The 15,369-nt window shown below is 59.0% G+C and carries 14 protein-coding genes; 9 read left to right on the top strand and 5 right to left on the bottom strand.

Annotated features, from left to right (window positions below; translation table 11 throughout):
• Positions 1 to 158 (top strand): SDR family oxidoreductase (locus FT726_RS22720; RefSeq protein ID WP_346303485.1); only part of this gene is annotated, 158 nt, incomplete at its 5' end.
• A 60-nt stretch (positions 159 to 218) separates the two neighbouring features.
• On the opposite strand, the gene FT726_RS22715 is transcribed toward FT726_RS22720, so the two are convergent.
• Together FT726_RS22715 and FT726_RS22710 are read right to left on the bottom strand one after the other, a co-directional pair.
• Positions 219 to 1,658, bottom strand: a complete 1,440-nt coding sequence (locus tag FT726_RS22715) for a 6-phospho-beta-glucosidase (RefSeq protein ID WP_346303484.1) — start codon at positions 1,656 to 1,658, stop codon at positions 219 to 221.
• 124 nt (positions 1,659 to 1,782) lie between these two features.
• Entirely contained in the window at positions 1,783 to 2,514 is a 732-nt protein-coding gene (locus tag FT726_RS22710) for a MurR/RpiR family transcriptional regulator (protein WP_058757092.1), read from the bottom strand.
• A gap of 176 nt (positions 2,515 to 2,690) precedes the next feature.
• Between FT726_RS22710 and FT726_RS22705 the strand changes: the two genes are divergently transcribed.
• Positions 2,691 to 3,344, top strand: coding sequence for a hemolysin III family protein (locus FT726_RS22705; RefSeq protein ID WP_021506671.1), 654 nt, complete (start codon positions 2,691 to 2,693; stop codon positions 3,342 to 3,344).
• Between the two features lie 51 nt (positions 3,345 to 3,395).
• On the opposite strand, the gene ygfZ is transcribed toward FT726_RS22705, so the two are convergent.
• Positions 3,396 to 4,379, bottom strand: a complete 984-nt coding sequence (gene ygfZ, locus FT726_RS22700; protein WP_058757091.1) for a tRNA-modifying protein YgfZ — start codon at positions 4,377 to 4,379, stop codon at positions 3,396 to 3,398.
• Between the two features lie 228 nt (positions 4,380 to 4,607).
• Here ygfZ and sdhE point away from each other — a divergent pair, with 228 nt between their 5' ends.
• Together sdhE and FT726_RS22690 are read left to right on the top strand one after the other, a co-directional pair.
• Positions 4,608 to 4,874 carry an FAD assembly factor SdhE gene (gene sdhE / locus FT726_RS22695; RefSeq protein WP_346303483.1) on the top strand — a complete coding sequence of 89 codons (267 nt, stop codon included), beginning with the start codon at positions 4,608 to 4,610 and terminating at the stop codon, positions 4,872 to 4,874.
• Entirely contained in the window at positions 4,849 to 5,268 is a 420-nt protein-coding gene (locus tag FT726_RS22690) for a protein YgfX (protein ID WP_346303482.1), read from the top strand. Before sdhE ends, FT726_RS22690 begins: the two co-directional genes overlap by 26 nt.
• Here the strand turns inward: FT726_RS22690 and fldB are convergent.
• On the bottom strand, positions 5,265 to 5,783 hold the full coding sequence (gene fldB / locus FT726_RS22685; RefSeq protein ID WP_010616927.1) for a flavodoxin FldB: 519 nt from the start codon (positions 5,781 to 5,783) through the stop codon (positions 5,265 to 5,267). The two genes, FT726_RS22690 and fldB, sit on opposite strands and share 4 nt — an antisense overlap.
• 100 nt (positions 5,784 to 5,883) lie before the next feature.
• Here fldB and xerD point away from each other — a divergent pair, with 100 nt between their 5' ends.
• The 3 genes from xerD to recJ are packed head-to-tail and all read left to right on the top strand — an operon-like array spanning position 5,884 to position 9,250.
• Entirely contained in the window at positions 5,884 to 6,777 is an 894-nt protein-coding gene (gene xerD, locus FT726_RS22680) for a site-specific tyrosine recombinase XerD (RefSeq protein WP_058757089.1), read from the top strand.
• A 22-nt stretch (positions 6,778 to 6,799) separates the two neighbouring features.
• Positions 6,800 to 7,513, top strand: coding sequence for a bifunctional protein-disulfide isomerase/oxidoreductase DsbC (gene dsbC, locus FT726_RS22675; protein ID WP_021506677.1), 714 nt, complete (start codon positions 6,800 to 6,802; stop codon positions 7,511 to 7,513).
• Between the two features lie 9 nt (positions 7,514 to 7,522).
• A complete protein-coding gene (recJ, locus tag FT726_RS22670; protein WP_278707352.1) occupies positions 7,523 to 9,250 on the top strand; it encodes a single-stranded-DNA-specific exonuclease RecJ in 1,728 nt (575 codons plus the stop codon).
• A gap of 3 nt (positions 9,251 to 9,253) precedes the next feature.
• Here recJ and FT726_RS22665 read toward each other — a convergent pair whose 3' ends face one another.
• Positions 9,254 to 12,007, bottom strand: a complete 2,754-nt coding sequence (locus FT726_RS22665; protein ID WP_346303481.1) for an autotransporter domain-containing protein — start codon at positions 12,005 to 12,007, stop codon at positions 9,254 to 9,256.
• Between the two features lie 551 nt (positions 12,008 to 12,558).
• Here FT726_RS22665 and prfB point away from each other — a divergent pair.
• Together prfB and lysS are read left to right on the top strand one after the other, a co-directional pair.
• Positions 12,559 to 13,657, top strand: a protein-coding gene (prfB, locus tag FT726_RS22660; protein ID WP_104093670.1) for a peptide chain release factor 2 whose coding sequence is annotated in 2 segments (ribosomal slippage) — positions 12,559 to 12,633 and positions 12,635 to 13,657 — 1,098 coding nt in all. Because the reading frame shifts where the segments join, the coding sequence is not laid out codon by codon here.
• 9 nt (positions 13,658 to 13,666) lie between these two features.
• Positions 13,667 to 15,187, top strand: coding sequence for a lysine--tRNA ligase (gene lysS / locus FT726_RS22655; protein ID WP_021506681.1), 1,521 nt, complete (start codon positions 13,667 to 13,669; stop codon positions 15,185 to 15,187).
• Positions 15,188 to 15,369 lie beyond the last annotated feature (182 nt).

The raw sequence follows: 15,369 nt of genomic DNA, 5'->3' as shown, positions 1-15,369 counted from the left end.
ACGGCGGCGAGCCGGGGCGCGTTGATCGTCTCGCGGCATCGCTGCCGATGCAGCGCGGCGGCCAGGCGGAAGAGATCGCTGCCGCCATCGTCTGGCTGGCCAGTGACGCCGCTTCCTACGTCACCGGCAGCTTTATTGATGCATCAGGCGGCCGTTGAGTCGCACTTCACAGCCTGTCTGCGCGCGGCGCACATCTATACGTCGCGCGCCATTAGCGGTTACAGCACTTCACCATTGCTGGCAATCACCTGCTGATACCAGGCGAAACTCTTCTTCTTCGAACGGGCAAAGCTGCCGCTGCCGTCATCGTTTTTATCGACGTGGATAAAGCCGTAGCGCTTGCTGTACTGGCCGGTGGTAAAGGAGACGCAGTCGATGCAGCCCCACGGCGTATAACCCAGCAGATCGACACCATCCAGCGCCACCGCTTTTTTCATCTCTTCGATGTGCGCGCGCAGATAATCAATGCGGTAGTCATCTTCGATTACGCCCTCAGCATTGGCTTTATCAATGGCACCAAAGCCGTTCTCAACGATAAACAGCGGCTTCTGGTAGCGCTCATACAGCGCGTTAAGCACGTAGCGCAGGCCGACCGGATCAATCTGCCAGCCCCAGTCGGACGCTTTGACGTGCGGATTAGGCACCACGCCGTCGAAGCCGGTGATCGGGTCGTCGACGCCGCTGGCTTTGGTGTCCACCGCGTTGCTCATGTAGTAGCTGAAACCGATGTAATCGCAGCAGCCCTGACGCAGCGTTTCGGCGTCATCGGCTTCCATCGTAATGTGATAACCCTTGCGCGCCCACTCTTTCAACGTATAAGCCGGGTACGCGCCGCGCATCTGCACGTCGCTGAACACGTAGCGCTGATGCATCGACTCCTGCGCGCGCATCACGTCGTCCGGATGGCAGGAGAACGGATAGACTGGCACCATGGCGATCATGCAGCCAATCTGGAAATCCGGGTTGATTTCGTGGCCGCGCTTCACCACTTTGGCACTGGCGACGAACTGGTGATGCATCACCTGATACATTGTCTGCTCCGGCTTTTCATGCTCAGTGAACACGACGCCGGAGCAGCAGTAGCCGAACAGCGGATACTGCCAGTTGCGCTGGTTATTGATTTCATTGAAGGTCATCCAGTACTTCACTTTGTGGCGATAGCGCGTCATCACCACGTCACTGAAGCGCACAAAAAAATCGACCACTTTGCGATTGGCCCAGCCGCCGTACTCTTTAACCAGATGATATGGCATCTCAAAGTGCGACAGGGTAATCACCGGTTCGATGCCATATTTCAGCAGCTCATCAAACAGGTCATCGTAAAATTGCAGGCCAGCTTCATTGGGCTGCAGTTCATCGCCGTTGGGAAAAATGCGCGTCCAGGCAATCGAGGTGCGAAAGCATTTGAAACCCATCTCAGCAAACAGCGCCACGTCCTGTTTGTAGTGTGAATAGAATTCCACCGCCTGATGGTTGGGATAGTGCTGGCCGGGCTGAACGCCGGGCGTGATGACGCGATCTACGCCGTGTGCGCCGCCGGTGAGAACATCGGCGATACTGACGCCTTTGCCGCCCTGATCCCAGCCGCCCTCAACCTGATGGGCTGCCACCGCGCCGCCCCAGAGAAATCCGCTGGGTAACTGCAATCCTTCACTCATTTCAATACCTCGTCACGCTGTTGGCGAAAATAATACTATCCGCAGTGTAACAACTGAAATAGCAAAGTCACGCTATAACACCGGCGCGGAAATGTGACTTGTTACTGCCGAAAAACAGGCTGTTTTATACCTGCGTGAGGCGGGCAATATAACGGCCCAGCGTCTCCAGAATATAAATCACCGGTACCTGGGTGGTAATATCGTAGCGGTCAGGCAGTTTCTCCTGCGGCACATGATAGGAGAGATTGAAATCCGCCATTTTCGCCAGCGAGCAGTTGTCGTGATTGGTGATGGAGATGATTTTACAGTGATGCAGACTGAACTGACTGGCAAAGCGCAGGATCTCTTCAGTTTCGCCAGAGACGGATAAAATAATCGCCAGCGCATTTTCCCAGGCGCTCTTACTCACCGGGTAATAAGGATCATCGATGTGATGACTGAATTTACCAATATTAGAAAAATAGCGCGCACCATATTTGCCAAGGCTGCCTGAGGTGCCGGCACCAATAAAGAAAATGTGCTCAGCCTCAATGATCATTTGCGCCGCGGTGGCAATCTGCTGATCAAATTCTGCGTTATTGATGCTTTTAAAAAAGCTCAGCATTTCTCCGACGCCGGAGGGCAGCAGCACCGGCGCGCTTTGCTCCTGCGCCAGGCGAAAACGGATGCGGAATTCTGACCAGCCGTCACAGTGCATTTTGCGGCAGAAGCGCAGCACCGTGGTGGTCGAGACGCCCGCCTGCGCCGCCAGTTCGCGGATGGTCATATAACTGACACTTTCCCGGTGTTTGATGATGAAGTGATAAACCTGCATCTCAAGGTCATTCAAACGGGACAGGTCGCTGTGTGAAAACATTCGGGCGGCGCTCACGGCAAAAAGAAGCCTCAGTGTAACAGATTGGTTTGCCGCTGGGTTGTCACACCTCTTCACAGAATAATTTTAGCGTACATGTGTACTCTGAAATTGTTCTTCGCTACTCTGGTGCACAGAAAAAGCACAACTTTCGTTACGATGTTCAGGAATCCGACGCCATGGTACAGAACCGACTTATTGCCCAGGGCTATTCACTGGCCGAAGAGATCGCCAACAGCATCAGCCACGGCCTGGGCTGTGTGTTTGGCATCGTGGGGCTGGTGTTGCTGTTGACCCAGGCCGTTGAAATGCAGGCGAATATCACCGCCATTACCAGCTATAGCCTGTACGGCGGCAGCATGATTCTGCTGTTCCTTGCCTCGACGCTGTATCACGCCATTCCGCATCAGCGCGCCAAATACTGGCTGAAGAAATTTGACCACTGCGCCATCTATTTGCTGATCGCCGGGACTTACACGCCGTTTCTGCTGGTCGGGCTGCAATCGCCGCTGGCGCAGGGATTGATGGTGGTGATCTGGAGTCTGGCGCTGGCGGGCATCATCTTTAAGCTGACCATCGCGCATCGCTTTAAAGTGCTGTCGCTGGTGACCTATCTCAGCATGGGCTGGCTGTCGCTGGTGGTGATTTATCAGCTGGCAACCAAACTGTCGGCCGGCGGCGTCTGGCTACTGGCGGCGGGCGGGATTGTCTATTCACTCGGGGTGATTTTCTATGTGTCGCGCCGTATCCCGTACAATCATGCCATCTGGCACGGTTTCGTGCTGGGCGGCAGCGTGCTGCACTTTTGCGCCATCTATTTTTACGTGATGTAGACGGCATGGGTCGCCACTGATGGCGACCCTGCGGCATACCAGCCGTAACCGTTACTCTTCCAGCGAATAGGGCAGCGGCTGGATGGTCAGCTTACCGCTTTCATCGCCTTCAACGCGCAGCACGCTGTCCGGCTCCAGATCGTTGTTCAGCACCGCCTGCACCCACACGCTGCCATCATCCAGCTGTACGCCGCTCAGCACCGTGCCGGTGCGACGCCATTTGTCGCCCATCTGCAACTCCAGCGAACTGGCCGCGTCCGGTACTTTGCTGGCGCTGCCCGCCAGCCAGTAGAGCGCACGTTTATTGGCGCCGCGGAATTTGGCGCGCGCCACCATCTCCTGGCCGGTATAACAGCCTTTTTTAAAGCTGATGGCATCCAGCGCCTGCAGGTTGGTGGCTTGCGGAATCAGCTGCGCCGTGGTGGCGCTGTCGATCACCGGCACGCCCGCCGCAATATCCAGCGCCAGCCACTGCGTGCTGTCATTCAGCTGCGCTTCCCCGGCCAGCTTCTGCTGCAGCGCTTCGGCCTGCGCCGGCGTGGTGACCAGCAGAAAACGCTCGGCTGGCTCGGCGAACCACAGCAGGGTGGTGTCATCCTGCTGCACCACTGGGGTTGTGGCATCCGGCAGCGTGGCGAAAACGTTAGCCAGCGCGGCGCGCGCCTGAAAACCGGCAACGCCGAGCAGGACCGCGTCATCATCGGCCGCAATGGTCACTTTGGCGAACACCGCATACTTCTTCAGTTCGGTCACCTGCTGCTCGCGCAGATTGCGACGCACCAGGTAGGCATAACCTTCTCCGCGATGAAACAGCCGCAGATTGCTCCACATTTTGCCTTTGGCATCGCAGTGCGCCGCCGGGCGATGCTGCGCTGCGTCCAGCGCCGCCACGTCCAGCGTCAGTTGACCCTGCAGATAAGAGGTGCTGTCTTTGCCCTGCACCGATACCAGCGCCCACTCGTCGAGCGACATTAGCGTTAAAGGCAGGCGCGACGCCGCAGCGGGCTGGCGAGGCGGAAGGGTGAAAATCGGCATGAGTCCGTCCTGATCAATAAGGTTTATTCAGTAATATGCTTACCAATGTTAAAAGAGCAGTGCGCCATTGCAACCTGTTTGCGGAATCTGGCGCACAAATCGCGTGATAACCCTTTAGCCGGTGGCATTGCTGTGCGTCACCGCGCGCAGCGTCGGGTTGCACGCCTGCAGCGCGGCGAAAAAGCAGGTACACTGAGCGCCACTGTTATCAGCTGTGGAAGAAGACACATGGATATTCATGACAAAGCGCGCGTCCAGTGGGCATGCCGTCGCGGCATGCTGGAGCTGGATGTCTCGATCATGCCGTTCTTTAAATATGAGTATGATTCGCTGAGCGACAGCGACAAACAGGTGTTTGTCGCGCTGCTGAAGAGCGACGATCCGGACCTGTTTAACTGGATGATGAACCACGGCGAACCGGCCAATCCCGAGTTCAAACGCATGGTGAAACTGATTCAGCAGCGCAACCGTGAACGCGGGCCGGTGGCAATGTAATCTGCACGCGTCACGCAGCGCGCGGGTGCTGAATGTGACGCTGTTCGGGCTGTGTGGCGCGCTGTTGCTGAGCTGTCGCTGGCCGGCGGGCTGGGCCTGGGTTCAGATCGCGGTAGTGATCCTGCTGACACTGCAGTGCTGGCGTAACGCGCGTCGCCTGCAGCAGCGCTGCGGAGCGATCATGCTGGATGACAAGGGGGACTGGTACTGGCGCGGTGAACGCTGGCAGGCGCAACGGCAGCCAGACTGGCTACCGTGGGGCGTGTTGCTGGTGCTGCGTAACCGTCGCGGGCAGCGCTGGCGGCTGTGGCTGCTGCACGACAGCATGCCGCCCGACGCGTGGCGCGCGCTACGCGCCCGCTGTTTTTTGCTGGATGGCGCGATGCCGCATTAAAGCAGCGCGGCGGTTTCGGTCAGAATCTGTTCACACCACTGCTCGACGCGCTCTTCGCTCAGCTCAAACTGATTAACGTCGTCGAGCGCCAGGCCGACAAACTGCTGACCATCGGCGGTCAGCGGTTTTTTACTGGTGAACTGGTAGCCGTCGAGCGGCCAGTAACCGACAAACTGCACGCCCATCGGCAGCAGCAGTTCGTGCAGCATACCCAGCGCATCAAGGAACCATTCGCTGTACTCGACCTGGTCGCCCATGCCGTACAGCGCCACAATTTTGCCCTGCAGATTGAGTGCCGGCAGCTGTTGCCACACCGCTTCCCAGTCCTCCTGCAGTTCGCCGAAATCCCAGGTCGGAATACCGAGAATCAGTAGATCGTACTGCTCCATCAGCGACGGATCGTCATCTTTCAGGTTATGCAGTGTGACTAATTCTTCACCGATAAAGTCGCGGATTTTCTCCGCCGTCATCTCGGTGTAACAGGTACTGGAACCGTAAAACAGACCGATATTCATGCAATTAATGCTCTGACTGAAACTCACTCTGGCGCAATTGTACCAGAAGCAGGCCAGTTTCAGGCATAATGAGCACGATTTCACACGGCGAGGGGCAACAGTGCAGGACAGCGATCTGATAGAACAGTTTCTCGACGCGCTCTGGATTGAGCGCAACCTGGCGCAGAACACGCTGGCGTCCTATCGTCAGGATTTGCAGACGCTCACTGCCTGGCTGCACCACCATGAGCGCACGCTGCTGACGCTGGAAGCCGCTGATTTACAGCAGTTTCTGGCTGAGCGGATTGAGGGCGGTTACAAAGCCACCAGCTCAGCGCGTACCCTGAGCGCAATGCGCCGTCTGTTTCAGTATCTGTACCGCGAAAAGCTGCGCAGTGACGATCCCAGCGCGCTGTTGTCAGCGCCGAAATTGCCGCAGCGCCTGCCAAAAGACCTGTCAGAAAATCAGGTCGAGCGCCTGTTACAGGCTCCAGCGACGGACATACCGCTTGAACTGCGTGACAAAGCGATGCTGGAGCTGTTGTACGCTACCGGGCTGCGCGTCTCTGAGCTGGTCGGTCTGACGTTGAGTGATGTCAGCCTGCGTCAGGGTGTGGTGCGCGTCATCGGTAAAGGCAATAAAGAGCGGCTGGTGCCATTAGGTGAAGAAGCAATTTACTGGCTGGAGCACTATATGGAACACGGGCGGCCGTGGCTGCTGAACGGACAGACCATTGATGTGCTGTTCCCCAGCAACCGCGCGCAGCAGATGACACGCCAGACCTTCTGGCATCGCATCAAACACTATGCCACCCTTGCCGGCATCGACAGCGAAAAGCTGTCACCGCACGTGCTGCGCCACGCATTTGCCACACATTTACTGAACCATGGTGCCGATTTACGCGTCGTACAGATGTTGCTGGGGCACAGCGACCTGTCGACCACCCAGATTTACACGCACGTGGCGACCGAGCGCCTGCGTCAGTTACATCAACAGCATCATCCGCGCGCCTGAGCAGCGGCAACAAGGATTTGAGATGAAAAAAACCGTTACGACGCTGGCTCTGCTGGTCAGCGCCTTTTCTGCGCTGGCCCATGCCGATGACAGCGCGATTCAGCAATCACTGAAAAAACTGGGTATGCAGCAGGCGGAAATCCAGCCGTCGCCGCTGCCGGGTATCAAAACGGTGATGACCGAAAGCGGCGTGCTGTACGTCACCGAAGACGGCAAGCACATGATTCAGGGCCCGCTGTACGATGTCAGCGGCGCGCAGCCGGTGAATGTCACCAATCAGCTGCTGGAGAAAAAAGTCGCCGCGCTGGCACCGGAAATGATTGTCTACAAAGCGCCGAAAGAGCAGCACGTGATCACCGTGTTCACTGACATCACCTGCGGCTACTGCCGCAAGTTGCACGAACAGATGGCTGACTACAACGCGCTGGGCATCACCGTGCGCTATCTGGCGTTCCCGCGTGAAGGCCTGCACGGCCAGGTGGAGAAAGCCATGACCGCCATCTGGTGCAGCGCCGATCGCAACAAGGCGTTTGATGCCGCAATGAAAGGCGATGCACCGCAAATGGATGCGCCGGCGAGCTGCAAAATCAATCTCGACCAGCACTACAAGCTGGGCATTCTGTTTGGTATTCAGGGCACGCCCGCCATCCTCACCGACAGCGGCATGATGATTCCTGGCTACCAGGGACCGCAGGAGCTGAAGCAGGTACTGGACGGCCAGAAGCGTGGTGGTTAAGACACAGTGATGCACTCTGTAGAATTGCGTCGGCGTGAAGCCCAGGCCGACGCGCAGTTACCCGATGATTTACCGCCGCTGCTGCGTCGTCTCTACCTGCAGCGCGGTGTCAAAGACGCCGCCGAACTGGAACGCGGCGCGAAATTCCTGCTGCCGTGGCAAAGCCTTGGCGGCATTGAGCGCGCCGTGACGCTGCTGCACCAGATGCTGCAGCAGCAACGCCGTATCGTGGTGGTGGGCGATTTCGATGCCGATGGTGCCACCAGCACTGCGCTCACCGTACTGGCGCTGCGCAGCATGGGCGGCAACGTCGATTATCTGGTGCCGAACCGCTTTGAGGACGGCTATGGCCTGAGCCCGGAAGTGGTAGAGCAGGCGCGCGCGCGTGGCGCCGAGCTGATCCTCACCGTGGATAACGGCATTTCGTCGCACGCGGGCGTCGACACCGCACACCAGCACGGGATTCCGGTACTGATCACCGATCACCACCTGCCGGGCGAAACGCTGCCGGCGGCAGAAGCCATCGTTAACCCTAACCTGAGCGACAGCGCATTCCCGTCACGTTCGCTGGCGGGTGTGGGTGTGGCGTTTTATCTGATGCTGGCGCTGCGTGCCCATCTGCGTCAGCAGAACTGGTTCAGCGACGGGCGCAGTGAACCCAATCTGGCCGAACTGCTGGATCTGGTGGCGCTCGGTACCGTGGCCGACGTGGTGCCGCTGGATGCCAACAACCGCATTCTGGTGTGGCAGGGGCTGAGCCGCATCCGCGCCGGCAAATGCCGTGCCGGCATCCGCGCGCTGCTGGAGATTGCTAACCGCGATGCGCGTCAGCTGGCGGCCAGCGACCTCGGTTTTGCCGTCGGGCCACGCCTCAATGCTGCCGGCCGGCTGGACGATATGTCGGTTGGCGTTGCGCTGCTGCTGACGGAAGATATTGCCCAGGCGCGCATGCTGGCCAGCGAACTTGATGCGCTTAATCAGACGCGCAAAGAGATTGAGCAGGGCATGAAGAGCGAGGCGCTGGCGCTGTGCGATGAGCTGGAGCGCCAGCATCGCGATCTGCCGCTCGGGCTGGCGTTTTATCACCCGGAGTGGCATCAGGGCGTGGTTGGCATCCTCGCGTCACGCCTGAAAGAGCGCTTCCACCGCCCGGTGATCGCCTTCGCGCCGGCCGGTGACGGCACGCTGAAGGGCTCTGGCCGTTCGATTGCCGGGCTGCACCTGCGCGACGCGCTGGAACGCATCGACACGCTCTATCCCGGCCTGATCATCAAATTTGGCGGGCACGCCATGGCGGCGGGGCTGTCGCTGGAAGAGGCGAAGTACGATGAGTTCCGCCAGCGCTTTGCCGCGCTGATCGACGAATGGCTGGAGGGCGAGGCGCTGCAGGGCGTGATTTGGTCCGATGGCGAACTGCATGCGCAGGAGTTTACCCTGCACACTGCGGAAATGTTGCGGGAAGCCGGCCCCTGGGGCCAGGCGTTTCCGGAGCCGGTGTTCGACGGTCAGTTTAAGCTGTTGCAGCAGCGTCTGGTGGGCGAGCGTCACCTTAAGGTGATGGTCGAGCCGCTGGGCGGCGGCCCGTTACTGGATGGTATCGCCTTTAACGTGGACACCAGCCTGTGGCCAGACAGCAGCGTGCGTCAGGTGCAGCTGGCCTACAAGCTGGATATCAACGAATACCGCGGCAATCGCTCGGTACAGCTGATCATCGACCATATCTGGCCACAGTCGTAACCTTTAGAACGTGACGTCGACACCGCCGCGCAGCACCTTCTCATCGCCGCGATCGGCCACGTGGCGGTCGGCACGCAGAAACAGCCGCGCGCGTGCCGACTGCACCAGATCAACCCGCGCACCAAACCACTGCGAGCGGCGATCGAGCTGCATACCCGGAATGGTAAAGCTCTGCTGACCGCTGCCGAAGCCGCTCCAGCGCGCGCTGACGTCCATCGACGGATTGCTGAACGCGTACTGGTATTCGCCGTACAGGCTCAGCATGCTCCACCAGCCCGCCGACCAGTCCTGGCGCGCGCTGAGATTCAGGCCACCGTAACCGACGCTGCGGCGATAGCTGTCGCCGTCGCCCTGCAGACCAAACGCGCTGCCGCTGTCGCTGAAGCTGCCGGTTTGCAGGCCGGTTTCACGCCAGCCGAGATAGGGCTCAATGCGATAATCCTCCTGCAGCGTCCAGCGATAGCCGCTCTGTAACGCTGCCTGCCAGCTGTCAGTGCGGGCGGAAGAGGAGACCGGCGCGGCCTCGTCCAGCAGCACCAGGCGCTGCAGTTTGTCGCGTCCATGCTGATAGCTGAGATTGGCCTGCCAGTACCAGGCTGGCGTCACCGCATAGCGCCCATACAGCATTACGCCCTGCAGGCTGTTCTGGCTGTTGCCGCCGGTGTCGTCATAGGTGGCATCAAGCTGAGTGTGCGTCCAGGCGATGCCGAGGCGCAGGCCGGGCAGGCCAAAATCGCTGTCGGCACCCAGCGCGGTCAGGGTGTTGCGATAGCGGTTGCCGAGATAGCCGTCCTGGTCGAGCGAACCGCGCAGCTGACCGCTCTCCAGCCAGAAGCCGAAGCGCCCCTGTTCGCTGGCATCATCGATGCGGTTGTTGAGCAGGCGCGTCTGATAATCAAGCGCGTTGAACAGCACCGCATTGCCGGAGGCATGCGCCTGGCCGGACAGGGAGTTGATCGCCGCCTGTGCGCTGCGGGTGTCCGCCAGCGTCTGGAAGGCGCCTGCGGCCGCCAGCGCTGACTGCTGCGCACTGCTCAGCGTCGCCTGACCCTGCCAGCGGTCCGCCAGCTCAAACGCCTGCTCCAGGTTGCGGCTGGTTTGCTGCGCGCTGGTGCTATCGATTCCCATCGCCTGTGCCGCTGCGGCGGTGTTCTTGCGCGTTAGCTGGCCGGTAACGCTGTGGGCGTCATAGCTGACGGAACCGTCGAGAAATACGCCGATATTGACCTGGCTAAACTGACCGCTCACGCCGCCGCCGCTGGTCAGCAGCGTTTCCTGCTGTTTCACCACGTAGCTGGCGGAGGGCGGCGCGAGATTCAGCGTGCCGTCGAGCGCCGCGTTGCCGGTCACGCGCAGCGGATTGTTCAGCGTGACGTTGAGCGTACCGTTGGCGCTTTGCTGATAGTTGCCCGCCACCTGCAGGCCGCCGTTAACCGATCCCTGGTTGACCAGATTGCCGCCGATGCGTCCGCTGCCACCCAGTTTGCCGCTGCCGTTCACCAGCGCATTGCCGGCAATCGCACCGTCAATCAGCAGGCTATTGGCGGAGACCTGCGTCAGACCCTGATAGCTGTTGTTGCCGGTCAGCTGCAGCGTACCGCCGCGTTCGCTGCCGTCCAGCACCAGCCCGCGATCGCCGCTGATGTCATTGCTGAACACATACTGGCCGCCGTCGAGGCGCGCGTGGAAGTCCTCTGCCCAGAATTGTCCCGGCCCGTTTAAGGCTTTAGCGGCGTTAAGATCGCCCCAGCCGAACGTCTCATTGTATGGCCGCCCGTTCGCGCTGTCGGCGACGTTATCGTGCGCATCACTGCGGTAGGTGGCGGTGGTCAGCAGGGTTTGCTGCAGGTTATGGCCGCTCATCCACGGGAAACGCTGCAGCAGCTGCGAGGCCGCAGCCGTCACGCGCGGTGCGGCAAACGAGGTGCCGTAGCTGCGCGCCTGCACCCAGCTGCCGTCGGAGTTTTGATACAGGTAATCGGTATAGCCCGGCGCGGTCAGGCACCACGCGGCGGCCGCGCCGCAGGCGTCAAACGGTCCGGTGCCGGCTGCGCGGCCCGGCAGGTCATAACCGGTATGACTCAGGATACCGGTGACCGCCAGCAGATTACGCGCCAGCTGCGGGTCGTTATACATCAGCGGTGTCAGCACGTCCGGTGCCGGCGTGGCGCCGCTGTTGTTGCCGGTGATCATCACCGCCAGCCCATCTGCCGCAGCCACCGCGTTGAGCCCCTGATACAGCGACTGATAGCGCTGGCGCGCATCGGTTAACGCCTGCTGGCTGGTGAGGCGCTCCTGCGAACCGTAGGACATATTGAAGATGCGTACGCCCTGTGCCACTAATCCCTGCACGGCGCGCGCAGTATTGTCGTAGCTGAAAATGTTATTTTGTGATGCCTGTGCCACATACAGCGCGCTGTCAGGCGACAGCCCCAGCAGCGTCATCGCCACCAGCGTGCCGTGGCCGTTGATTCCCATGTTGTCATTCAGCGCGGTGTTGCTGTCGACATAACTGGAGAAATTCACGTTGGCGTAATTAATTTCGCTGCGGCCCGGGGCCAGACCAGAGTCAATGATGCCTACTTTATTGCTGGCGGCCGTGGCCGGCACCGCAGGTTCAACAACCGGCGTGACCGGGGTCAGGGTGCTGCTGCCGCCGCTACCACCGCCGCCGCCACCACAGGCGCTCAGCAGAAACGGGATGATCAGCGCCAGCAGGCGCGGTGAGGATCGAAAAGTAACAACAGGATAATGCATGGCAACTCCTCATGCCTCTCAGGGCATGTTGTCGCCCGTTCACGTTAACGGGCCTGAATGCAGTCTTTCCCTGTCACGAATACTCCTGAGCAACGTGGCTGACAGACAGAACGCAAAAGATGAAGCACGAACCCCTGAGATTCCGCCAGGGTGCAGAAAGGATAAGGTGCGTACTGGCCGATTGATGGCCAGGACAGCGCAGCATTGCGCAGGCTAATCGCGCTATATCACGCTTCGAACCAGACATTTCTGATGGTGGAGTTTTAATGATTTTGTTTGAGAAATCATGGGTTTTAATGACGCCAGCTGGCGTTTATTGCCGTGATTATGTAGGAAAATTCTGAAGGCGCACCGCGTAGGTGGCGAGTGACAGCGGGATTTCTGGCAACCACGCTACCTGCCGGTTTCCAGAACTGACGCAATTATTTTCTGCCGGTTCATACGCGGTATAGCCATTGATGTGCAAAGCTACAAACCAGGCGCGCTTTCGGGTAAACTAGCGCGTTACTTTTATCTCCTCTCACCGAATCGTCAAAAAAGACTGAAAAGCCATGTTTGAAATTAATCCGGTCAAAAATCGTATCCAGGACCTCAGCGAGCGCAGCAGCGTTCTTAGGGGGTATCTTTGACTACGATGCCAAGAAAGAACGCCTCGAAGAAGTAAACGCCGAGCTGGAACAGCCGGACGTCTGGAACGAACCTGAACGCGCGCAGGCGCTGGGCAAAGAGCGCGCCTCGCTGGAAGCGGTAGTTGAAACGCTCGACCAGATGCAGCAGGGGCTGGAAGACGTGCAGGGTCTGCTGGAGCTGGCGGTTGAAGCCGACGACGAAGAGACTTTTAACGAAGCCGTAGTCGAGCTGGACGCGCTGGACGTGAAGCTGGGTGAACTGGAGTTCCGCCGCATGTTCTCCGGCGAATACGACAGCGCCGACTGCTACATGGATATTCAGGCCGGCTCTGGCGGCACCGAAGCGCAGGACTGGGCCAGCATGCTGCTGCGCATGTATCTGCGCTGGGCGGAAGCCAAAGGCTTCAAAACCGAGATCATCGAAGAGTCCGAAGGCGAAGTGGCCGGTACCAAATCAGCCACCATCAAAATCATCGGTGATTACGCTTACGGCTGGCTGCGTACCGAAACCGGCGTTCATCGTCTGGTGCGTAAGAGCCCGTTCGACTCCGGCGGTCGTCGTCACACCTCCTTCAGTTCGGTATTTATTTACCCGGAAGTGGATGACAACATCGACATCGAAATCAACCCGGCCGACCTGCGTATCGACGTCTATCGCGCCTCGGGTGCTGGTGGTCAGCACGTTAACAAAACCGAGTCAGCGGTGCGTATTACCCACCTGCCGACCAACATTGTGGTGCAGTGCCAGAACGACCGCTCGCAGCATAAGAACAAAGATCAGGCCTTCAAACAGCTGCGTGCCAAGCTGTATGAATACGAAATGCAGAAGAAGAATGCCGACAAGCAGGCGGCGGAAGAGAACAAGTCGGACATCGGCTGGGGCAGCCAGATCCGTTCATACGTTCTTGACGATTCGCGCATCAAGGATCTGCGTACCAGCGTAGAAACGCGTAACACCCAGGCCGTACTGGATGGCGATCTTGACCGTTTTATTGAAGCAAGTTTAAAAGCAGGGCTATAAGGAACCGACATGTCTGAACAACAACCGCAGAGCGCTGATGCCGCCCTTGAGTTAAACAACGAACTGAAAGCGCGTCGCGAAAAACTCAGCGCGCTGCGTGAAAAGGGCGTGGCGTTTCCTAACGATTTCCGCCGTGACACCACCTCCGATCGTCTGCATGCCGACTATGACAGCAAAGAGAACGACGAGCTGGAAGCGCTCGGCGTTGAGGTGAGCGTAGCCGGTCGTATGATGACCCGCCGCATCATGGGTAAAGCGTCGTTCGCCACCCTGCAGGATGTGGGCGGTCAGATCCAGATCTACGTTTCGCGTGACGATCTGCCGGAAGGCGTCTATAACGAGCAGTTCAAAAAGTGGGATCTCGGCGATATCCTCGGCGCGCGCGGTAAGCTGTTCAAAACCAAAACCGGCGAGCTGTCGATCCATATCTCTGAGCTGCGCCTGCTGACCAAAGCGCTGCGTCCGCTGCCGGACAAATTCCACGGCCTCGCCGATCAGGAAACCCGTTACCGTCAGCGTTACCTTGACCTGATCTCCAACGACGATTCGCGTAAGACCTTCAAAATTCGCTCACAAATCATGGCCGGCATTCGTCAGTTCATGGTTAACCGCGACTTTATGGAAGTAGAAACGCCGATGATGCAGGTGATTCCTGGCGGCGCATCCGCGCGTCCGTTCATCACTCATCACAACGCGCTCGACATCGACATGTACCTGCGTATTGCGCCGGAGCTGTATCTGAAGCGTCTGGTGGTTGGCGGTTTCGATCGCGTGTTTGAGATCAACCGTAACTTCCGTAATGAAGGGATTTCGCCGCGCCACAATCCAGAGTTCACCATGATGGAACTCTATATGGCGTATGCGGATTACAAAGATCTGATCGAACTGACCGAGAGTCTGTTCCGTACCCTGGCGCAGGACGTGCTGGGCACGACGGAAGTGCCTTACGGTGAGCACACCTTCGATTTCGGCAAGCCGTTTGAGAAGCTCACCATGCGTGAAGCGATCAAGAAATACCGTCCGGAAACGGACCTCGCCGATCTGGATGACTTTGATAAAGCCGTGGCGATTGCCAATGCGCTGCACATCAAAGTGGAGAAGAGCTGGGGTCTGGGCCGCGTGGTGACCGAGATCTTCGAAGAGACCGCCGAAGCGCACCTGATTCAGCCAACCTTCATCACCGAGTATCCGGCAGAGGTGTCACCGCTGGCGCGTCGTAATGACGAGAACCCGGAAATCACCGACCGCTTTGAGTTCTTCATCGGCGGCCGTGAAATCGGTAATGGCTTCTCCGAGCTGAACGATGCGGAAGATCAGGCCGAGCGTTTCCTGCAGCAGGTTAACGCGAAGGACGCCGGTGATGACGAAGCGATGTTCTACGACGAAGACTACGTCACCGCGCTGGAGCATGGTCTGCCACCGACTGCGGGTCTGGGCATCGGTATCGATCGTCTGGTCATGCTGTTCACCAACAGCCACACCATTCGTGACGTGATCCTGTTCCCGGCTCTGCGCCCGACCGGTAAGTAATCAGGTTGCCTTCACCCTCACCCTAACCCTCTCCCATGGGGAGAGGGGACTTGCCTGTACCCCGGTGGGAGAGGGCCGCTGTGGTTTTCTCCCTCTCCCTGTGGCAGAGGACAGCTGTGGTTTTCTCCCTCTCCCCGCGGCAGAAGGCCGCTGTGGTTTTCTCCCTCTCCCCGTGGCAAAGT

Source organism: Pantoea sp. Morm (assembly GCF_016643525.1).
Taxonomy (GTDB): Bacteria; Pseudomonadota; Gammaproteobacteria; order Enterobacterales; family Enterobacteriaceae; genus Pantoea; species Pantoea dispersa.
The sequence above is the reverse complement of the archived record's forward strand: the minus strand, read 5'-3'. Positions and strand labels throughout refer to the sequence as shown.

Bases quoted from the DNA above. Each gene is read 5' to 3' on its own strand.
- FT726_RS22715 (WP_346303484.1), bottom strand. From the start codon at position 1,658: ATGAGTGAAGGATTGCAGTTACCCAGCGGATTTCTCTGGGGCGGCGCG.
- FT726_RS22710 (WP_058757092.1), bottom strand. From the start codon at position 2,514: ATGTTTTCACACAGCGACCTGTCCCGTTTGAATGACCTTGAGATGCAG.
- FT726_RS22705 (WP_021506671.1), top strand. From the start codon at position 2,691: ATGGTACAGAACCGACTTATTGCCCAGGGCTATTCACTGGCCGAAGAG.
- ygfZ (WP_058757091.1), bottom strand. From the start codon at position 4,379: ATGCCGATTTTCACCCTTCCGCCTCGCCAGCCCGCTGCGGCGTCGCGC.
- sdhE (WP_346303483.1), top strand. From the start codon at position 4,608: ATGGATATTCATGACAAAGCGCGCGTCCAGTGGGCATGCCGTCGCGGC.
- fldB (WP_010616927.1), bottom strand. From the start codon at position 5,783: ATGAATATCGGTCTGTTTTACGGTTCCAGTACCTGTTACACCGAGATG.
- dsbC (WP_021506677.1), top strand. From the start codon at position 6,800: ATGAAAAAAACCGTTACGACGCTGGCTCTGCTGGTCAGCGCCTTTTCT.
- recJ (WP_278707352.1), top strand. From the start codon at position 7,523: ATGCACTCTGTAGAATTGCGTCGGCGTGAAGCCCAGGCCGACGCGCAG.
- FT726_RS22665 (WP_346303481.1), bottom strand. From the start codon at position 12,007: ATGCATTATCCTGTTGTTACTTTTCGATCCTCACCGCGCCTGCTGGCG.
- lysS (WP_021506681.1), top strand. From the start codon at position 13,667: ATGTCTGAACAACAACCGCAGAGCGCTGATGCCGCCCTTGAGTTAAAC.